The sequence below is a fragment of the Desulfovibrio oxyclinae DSM 11498 genome, from assembly GCF_000375485.1.
GTDB lineage: Bacteria > Desulfobacterota > Desulfovibrionia > Desulfovibrionales > Desulfovibrionaceae > Pseudodesulfovibrio > Pseudodesulfovibrio oxyclinae.
Window position 1 is genome coordinate 1 of sequence record NZ_AQXE01000023.1, and the last position, 7,711, is coordinate 7,711.

Below are 7,711 nucleotides of genomic sequence, written 5' to 3' on the forward strand. Positions count from 1 at the left end.
TCATGCGATACGGCATCTTACGGCGTCGATTTTGGCGAACAACAATGTTCCCATGATCGCGATTCAGCAAATCCTCAGACACAAGAAGCTTGCGACAACGGAGCGTTATGTACGGGGAATGGAGCCGATCCGACCTCACCTTGAGATATTGCAGGGCGGCATGAAGGCAAGCCTTGATCCCGGCCANATATCCGGGCCCACCGAAGGGCCCACCAGCAAAGAAAAAAGGCTTAGGAGAATCTCCTAAGCCTTTGATTTCTATGGCGGAGCCGAAGGGACTCGAACCCTCGGCCTCCGGCGTGACAGGCCGGCGTTATAACCAGCTTAACTACGGCTCCGCTCTATTGGGCATAGCGCGTTAAGCAGCGCTTTGCTCTCTGTGGTGGGCGGTGCAGGGCTCGAACCTGCGACCCTCGGCTTGTAAGGCCAAGCCAGAAGGGACATTTTTCATAGTTACCCTTCGTTGTCAACACTTTCTGGCAAAAAGTTGGGGGGCCGCTTGTCGGCTTTTTGGGGGCTTTTTCGTCAGCTTGCTTACCCGCCTGCTTACCCGCGCTGGAGGGGTGCCCCACTGCCCTGCCCGTCCTTATACATCAGTAAAGCACATTTTGCCGTTCGCAATCAAGGAGGCCTGCCATGGGCTGGGCTCTTGATAACCTTTCCGCCGACCGGCGGGCCGAAATTGCACGTGGGCTGTTCGATGTGCGCTCCGAAGACGGTGACTGGCTGAACGGGCTGTGCCCGCTGCATGACGACCAGACACCCTCGTTCGGCTACAACGTGGCCGACGACGTTTTCAAGTGCATGGCTGGCTGCAGCGACTCCGGCGACCTCATCAAGTTGTTCAGCCTCGTGAACGGGCTGGACGACCGCGAGGGCTTCCGCGAGTTCCGCGACCGCTTTGGCGGTGACGCGCCCCCCTTGGCCCCCCGTCATGCTCGCCGCAAGAATGAGGCGCCCCCAATCCCCCAGAGCGTGCTGGATCTGTTCCCACCTCTGCCTGACGAACTCGCCCAGCGATTCCGCGAGGTGCGTGGCTGGTCTCTTGATGTCATCCGGAGGCTCGATCTGCGCCTGCAGACTCACTACCGCGACAAGGAGTCGGGCGAACCCCGGGCCATCAACAGCGCCCCGCAGCGGGTGGTGATGCCCGTCTGGGACGCGAACGGTCAACTGCGCAACCTACGGCAGTACAAACTGCCAGACGCGCGGGTCAAAGCCAAGATCATCAGCTGGGGACAGGGCTACGGCACAGCTCGTCCGTACCCATCTCAGCATCTTATTCCCAAAGAAGGGCCGCTGCTTCTGTGCGAGGGCGAGCCCGACGTCATTTGCGCCCTCTCCCATGGGTTCGCAGCCATGACCCTGACAGCCAATAACGTCCGTAAATGGTCCGGCGCCCAGCTTGCTCCGTTGCGCAATCGTGATGTGATCATCTGCTATGACGCGGACCGTCCAGGGCAGGAACACGCACGGATCGCAGCCGGAAACATTTTCAAGAGCGCCAAGTCGGTCCGCCTGTTGCGCTGGCCGGACTTCATGGGACGGGATGATGAAGGCAATTGGCCCGAGGATCATGGGCAGGACCTGACCGATTTCTTCATGCGTCATAGCAAAACGGCCAAAGATCTGCAGGAGCTGTTCGCTACGGCCACAGCCTATGAGGAACAAGAAGAGGAGCAGAATTCCAACTATTGGAGATTTTGCCGCTTCAACAAGTTCAAGCCGCGCCTGCTCGCCAACCAACTTCTGCAGGACAGGCCGCTGCTGCACGATCCCCACACCTCGCGCCTCTACTCGTGGAACGGACAGTATTGGGAACTGTTCGACGAGGCGCAGGTCAAGCGCATGGCCATCAACTATCTGGGTGAAGAGGCGCTGCAAAGCCGGGTCAACGATGCGGCGTTTCAGGCCAAGATTCTCGCTACCGTGGAGCATGGCCGAGAGGTCAACGACCGTTCCGAATGGATCTGCCTGCAGAACTGCATGCTCAACACCGTGACCGGCGAAACAGGCCCCCATGAACGGGACTATCTCGCAACCGTGCAGTTGGGCGTGGACTTCAAACCCGATTCGGACAGGGAGTGTTCCCGCTGGCTGTCATTCCTTGAAGAGACCGTACAGACCCCCGAGGCCATCATGCAGCTACAGGAGTTTGCCGGCTACTGTCTGACCCGCGAGGTCCGTTTCGGCAAATGCCTGCTCCTGCTCGGTCCCGGCTCGGACGGAAAATCCACGTTCCTCAAGATACTGCGCTCGCTCGTCGGCCCCGAGAACTGCTCGGCGGTTCGCTTTCAGGATCTCGATGACCAGTTCCAGCGGGTGGCGCTCTATGGCAAGCAACTCAACATTTCCACGGAGGTTGGTAGCGATGCCATGGAAAGCAGCATGTTCAAGGCGCTGGTTACCGGTGACCCGGTGCAAGCTGCATTCAAGCACAAGGACGTGTTCGAGTTCGTTCCGTACTGCAAGCTCGCGTTTGCCGCAAATAGGCTGCCGCGAGTCCTCGATAATTCCGACGGATTCTATCGTCGCGTGCTGCCGGTGCAGTTCAAGGTCCAGTACCTCGACGGCGATCCGAGGCAGGACAAGCATCTGGAGGAAAAGCTGCTCGCCGAGCTGGACGAGATATTCCTCTGGGCGCTCGAAGGGCTGCGCCGGCTGCGTGAGCAGGGCTCGTTCACCGACTGCGAGGAGACCCGCCTTCTGGTCGGCGACTACAAGCGCCTGAACAACCCCGTGCAGGCGTTCATCGAGGAGTGCTGCGAGGTGGGTGAGGGTGCGACTGTACGCAAGGACGAAGCCTACAAGGCCTATCGCGAGTTCTGCAAGGACGGCGGATACAAGGCGCTCTCCAAAGAGAATCTGTTCCGCGACCTCAAGTCCACTGTCGCGGGCATGGGCATGCAGCTCACGGAGAGCAGGCCGCGCAGTGAGGGGCGTAAGCGCGTCCTCTCCGGTATCCGAGTGCTTTCCTCGGGGGTGTCCGATGGCTAGTCCCCGCGCCCCCCTCGCCCCCTTTTTCGGCGCCGCCAGCCGTACTCTCATGGGGTCACCCATGGACCGACTCAACCAGAAACCCGCCCTGAATGGTGCGGATTGTCCTGGTGTGGTCCAAGCGTGTCCCAACTTCGTCCGGTTTGGTCGGGACGCGGTAACCCGCATGGTTGTGCCATCGGTCCGGGTGTCCCAAGTGGTCCGTGGTTGCTGTCCCTCTCCGGGTGCGGGTGCGTGCGCGTACGCGCGTATATATCAATCCGGACAGGCAGAATTGAAAATAACCTGTCCCACACGGACCGCTCTTGGTGTGACGCGGGTTTGCGCTTGTCCCACCAGTGCGGGACAAGCTGGGACGCATGGTCCATGGAGAGTTTAATGACGAACGCATTTGACCAGGCTCGCAGTCGTTACGGTGTAAAAGCTGTGCAGCCAGAGCAACAGGCAGCGGCAGATGTGGTCACCGATGATTGGTCCCACAGCTACGAACTACGCATGGCGTGGGGATGGGATGCGGACCAGATGGAAGCTGCCAGGTTGCGCGACAGCTTGGGTCTGGGACTGATCTACGCATGGGAGGAGCGAGTCGCCTCGTTTGAAGAACTCCGTGGACTACTGCACCGCTGGAAGGCGGTGGTGAAAGTGGTCCGTTACGCTGGCGGCGGAGTCGGGATCGAGTCTGAGCCCAAATGGGCCAGTGGTGAAGGCGAAGAGACTTTAGCTCGAATCTCTGAATTATTCTGGGGGCCAGCCTTTGACCATGCGATCTACTATCTATCCAAATTCCCCATCCGTGAGGCCCTATGACTTTGGGTCCTTCCCAAGCCTCCACGCCGCGCGGGTGCAGAGAGTCGCGTTTCTTGCGTGCGTTTGCATTTTGAATTTATTGGGAAAATGGGAATTTGCCTTAATTCTGATGCACCATTCGTACTACAGAGAACAGCAAAGGTGACACCATGGAAAAGGAAAATGATTTGCAGTTGAAAACGATTGCTGATGTTCGCCGCTTCCTTGAGGCCGAAGGATATACGGCAGCTCACAGCACCGTGGATCGTCATTTTAAGCAGGGAAAGTTTGGGCGTAATACTGACGGGCTCTTTGATGTGGCTGCGCTCAAACTTTACGCTGCAGCGAACCTCAAGCGGATTCAATCTGGCAAGACTATGACCCAAGAGCAGCAGGAGCTCCAGGATGCACGCGAGCGTGCAAAGCTGGAGTTGATCGAAGAACAGGTCAAGACGGCTAGGCTCAAGCGTCGTCGGGAAGAAGGGCAATTGATTGATCGAAACAACGTCATGCTTGAGATTGCGGCCCGCGCCGGAGTTCTTGAATCACAATTCAAGAGCTCAATCCAGTCTGGAGTTCTGGACCTGATCGATTTGGTTAAGGGGAACCCGGAACGCGCGGCAGATCTGATGCGCACGCTTAATCAGTTGGTGGACGAGGTCCTGACGGAATACGCGAACATGGATCCGGCAGAGGTGGTCTTTGATGCAGAATGATGCTGTTATCCACGTCAGCTCCAGGTGGCTGCCGCATGGGGTAGATGTCGAACGATACCAATTCCAGCCAAGCAAAGCGGAGCGGCGCATCTGCCGCAAGCGTAAGCCCATCAAGCCCAGCATCTGGGCGGAAAGGCACCGTGTGCTGCCTGAGGACTCTGCTTTGCCCGGACGTTGGCGTAACTCTACCTCTCCTTACCTGACAGGCATTCTCGACGCCTCCTATACTCCGGGTGTCCGTGAACTGGTGCTATGCGCTGCTCCGCAGGTGGGTAAGACCGAGGTCATCAACACAGTTCTGGGGTATGCCATCGATCGGGATCCCGGGCCTGCGATGCTGGTATACCCGGATAGGCCGACCGCTACACATAATATCAAGAACCGCATCCGCTCACTGTTGGAGTCCACCCCGAGGCTGGCCGGATTCATGACAGGCCGCGAGGACGATGTGGCAAACACGCGCATCAACCTGGAACACATGAGCGTTTACGGTGCTTGGGCAACCCCGTCCTCTTTGGCGAACAAGTTCATCAAGCACCTGATTTTCGATGAAATTGACAAGTATCCTGCAGTGGCATCCAAATCCGAAGCAGACCCGATTTCATTGGGCGAAAAGCGACAGCGGACATTCCGCTGGAGCCGCAAACGATACAAGATTTCCTCACCAACCATTGAAAGCGGTCCGATCTGGCAGGAGTTGCAGTCCTGTCAGATAGTTTTCCATTATATCGTCAGATGCCCTTCCTGCGGAGGGTTCCAGCGTATGAATACCAAGGGGCACAAGTTCCCCGAGGACGAGCGCGATCCCGCTACTATCGAAAACAAGCTGCTTGCCCGGTATGAATGCGAGCACTGCAAGGCCCATTGGGACGACAACCAACGTGACAAGGCTGTCGCCCTGGGTGAATGGCGCGATCTGGTCTCCGGAGCAACGCTTGAGGCAGTGCTCAAGGAACGGCGGCCCGCAAAGATCGGTTTCCATATTCCTGCCTGGCTGTCTCGTTTTGTCTCGTTGTCCGAAGTTGCTGCAGCCTTTTTGAAGGGGCAGGCAAGCAAGCAAAAAATGCGCGATTACTGCAATGCGTATGAGGCAGAGCCTTGGGTTGAATACCACGTTGAGCGCCCCCTTGAGCGTATCAAGGTCCTCAAGGACGAGCGCCCTGCCGGGGTGGTCCCCGGTGGCGGTGTGGTTGCAGGCCTGACAGCTGCGGTGGACACGCAGGACAACGGGTTTTGGTACGAAGTTCGCGCATGGGGCTGGGGGCTGCAGCGAGAGTCGTGGGGCATTCGTGAGGGTTTTGTTCTGTGTCTGGAGGATGTTGCACGCATCCTCTGGGATGAGCGGTATTCTGACGCCGATGGCAACGAGTACAACGTGGAGCTGGCAGTGATCGACTCCGGGGGGCATCGCACCTCAGAGGTGTATGACTGGGCCAGAACTCACCGAGGCCGGGTTTACGCCTACAAGGGGGAGCAGCGGATGAACAAGCCTCACGACTTCACGACACTGGAATACATGCCGCCTGACAAACGCGGACGAAAGCGCAGTATACCCGGCGGGCTGCGATTGTTGCGCGGCAACTCGAATTTCTACAAGGACCGGCTGTCCAGCCAGCTTGAGATTGCTCCGGCTGATCCGGGTGCGTGGCATCTGCATGGTGATGTGACCGATGATTGGTGCAAGCAGATGACGGTGGAATACGTGGATGACAACGGCAACTGGCAGTGCCCGAAAGGCAAGGACAACCACGCATGGGACTGCGGCTACATGAATCTGGTGGCCGCTGCCGTGAAGCGCATGGAGTTTCGGAAACCCGGCGAGCGGCTACGGGTCAAAACCAAGAAGCAGAAACGGAAAAAGATCAACCCCTACACCGGAGAGGAGGTTCTGTGAGGATGACCCGACAGGAAAAAGCGATTGCAGCGGCTGTTGCCAAGGCTCGCGAAGGGGTTCGATTCACACTGAAAGGTGGTGCTCCATGTCCCCTGTGTGGTCAACGTTGCCGCGTCGTCAGCTCCCCTAAAAGCTCCGGGACATTCAAAGTTCGGTACCATCTTTGCGGGAACAGCAAATGCTTGCTTTGTCAGCTACGGGCAAACATCAAATCCGTCCAAAGTGAATGAGATCAAGACCACATTTAGGTTTATCAGATTAGTATTGGTNAGGATCCTCACTGGTGAAAAGGTTGGAAAATTGATATCAGCATTCATGTTTAACCAAAGGAGAAGACATGAAAAATGGTATCCTTCTATTTAGCCTTCTTTTTTTAGCAGCGTGTGCCACAAACCAGACCTTGCCGGAGTTCAGAAACCTGGCCAGCAAAAGAGAAGCGGTCTTCAACATGTCGCTGGAATTGGCCGTGCAGCAGTCCTGCAAACAGTTAAAAGCGGGATTTAAGGATGTGGCGGGGGCGATGGATGTCGATTGTCAGGCATATCCAGGTCTTGGGGAGGGCGAAATCACAGGGCAAATGAAAGTTTATGACAGTTCTGCTTATGTGATAGTCTTAACCTACCGAGTCCTTGATGAAGAGCACACAGGCATAGAGATGTTGTATAGGCCTGAGCCAAGCGAATTGAAAGGGTTTTTAAAGTGGGTTGATGAGAATGACGTTTCTACAAGAGATGAGCAATGGGTAGCGTGATCCCGTTCGACTTCGACGGCAGTGCCATCCGCAAGCATGGCCGGTACGAGTCATGCGGAACAACCGGACTGCCCGGAGACGTGCCGGATTTCTCGCTGCGCCTTAACCCGCGCTGCACCACCCCAGGGGAAGGGGCATTGTTTGGGAGCGTTTTCATCGGTGTAAGGGTTGCGGCTATAAATTTAAGAATGCGCAGCAAGAATGAAGCTTGTTCAGGCTCTGGTTTGTTGATATCTGCTAATCGTTTTTGAGTGGATGTCATTTTAACTGGAGGAACTATGGGATCGAATATTGCGATTTTGCTTGTAACCGTCTGTAGCGGTCCAGGGTTTTCTGGACACAATTTTGTCCTTAATCACGCCGCGCACTCAGTGAGCACGATCTGCCTTTCGCGGACCTGGCTCGGCGTCTTGTAGCCGTGCCTGCCGATGATCCATTGCCGGTTGTAGGTTTCCTTGAATTTCAGCAGGGCCTTCCTCAACTCTTCGACCGTGTTGAATCGCCTGACCCAAAGCAGATTTTCCTTGAGGATGCGAACGAATCGTTCCGCGATGCCATTGCCTTGGG

Annotated in this window: 8 protein-coding genes and 1 tRNA gene; 7 read left to right on the forward strand and 2 right to left on the reverse strand. The window is 56.7% G+C overall.

Going from position 1 to position 7,711, the window contains the following annotated elements; genetic code table 11:
* The first annotated feature begins 52 nt into the window (after positions 1-52).
* A complete protein-coding gene (locus B149_RS17595) occupies positions 53-247 on the forward strand; it encodes a hypothetical protein (protein WP_425386884.1) in 195 nt (64 codons plus the stop codon).
* 14 nt (positions 248-261) lie between these two features.
* On the opposite strand, the gene B149_RS0115835 is transcribed toward B149_RS17595, so the two are convergent.
* Positions 262-338, reverse strand: a tRNA-Asp gene (locus B149_RS0115835).
* A 298-nt stretch (positions 339-636) separates the two neighbouring features.
* Between B149_RS0115835 and B149_RS0115840 the strand changes: the two genes are divergently transcribed.
* The 6 genes from B149_RS0115840 to B149_RS18810 all read left to right on the forward strand — a co-directional run bounded on the left by B149_RS0115840 (position 637) and on the right by B149_RS18810 (position 7,395).
* Positions 637-2,997 carry a phage/plasmid primase, P4 family gene (locus B149_RS0115840; protein ID WP_018126145.1) on the forward strand — a complete coding sequence of 787 codons (2,361 nt, stop codon included), beginning with the start codon at positions 637-639 and terminating at the stop codon, positions 2,995-2,997.
* A gap of 378 nt (positions 2,998-3,375) precedes the next feature.
* The gene (locus tag B149_RS0115845) at positions 3,376-3,804 is read left to right on the forward strand and encodes a hypothetical protein (RefSeq protein ID WP_018126146.1); all 429 of its coding nucleotides are present in this window, start codon (positions 3,376-3,378) and stop codon (positions 3,802-3,804) included.
* A 149-nt stretch (positions 3,805-3,953) separates the two neighbouring features.
* Positions 3,954-4,499 carry a hypothetical protein gene (locus B149_RS0115850; RefSeq protein WP_018126147.1) on the forward strand — a complete coding sequence of 182 codons (546 nt, stop codon included), beginning with the start codon at positions 3,954-3,956 and terminating at the stop codon, positions 4,497-4,499.
* Positions 4,489-6,393: a terminase gpA endonuclease subunit gene (locus B149_RS17600; protein WP_083909266.1), complete on the forward strand. Its 1,905-nt coding sequence runs from the start codon at positions 4,489-4,491 to the stop codon at positions 6,391-6,393. Before B149_RS0115850 ends, B149_RS17600 begins: the two co-directional genes overlap by 11 nt.
* Before the next feature lie 337 nt (positions 6,394-6,730).
* A complete protein-coding gene (locus tag B149_RS0115860) occupies positions 6,731-7,144 on the forward strand; it encodes a hypothetical protein (protein WP_018126149.1) in 414 nt (137 codons plus the stop codon).
* On the forward strand, positions 7,132-7,395 hold the full coding sequence (locus tag B149_RS18810; RefSeq protein WP_083909268.1) for a hypothetical protein: 264 nt from the start codon (positions 7,132-7,134) through the stop codon (positions 7,393-7,395). The genes B149_RS0115860 and B149_RS18810 overlap by 13 nt, the downstream gene beginning before the upstream one ends.
* A 104-nt stretch (positions 7,396-7,499) precedes the next feature.
* Here B149_RS18810 and B149_RS0115865 read toward each other — a convergent pair.
* Positions 7,500-7,711: integrase core domain-containing protein (locus B149_RS0115865; RefSeq protein WP_026167676.1), on the reverse strand; the 212-nt coding region annotated here is incomplete at its 5' end.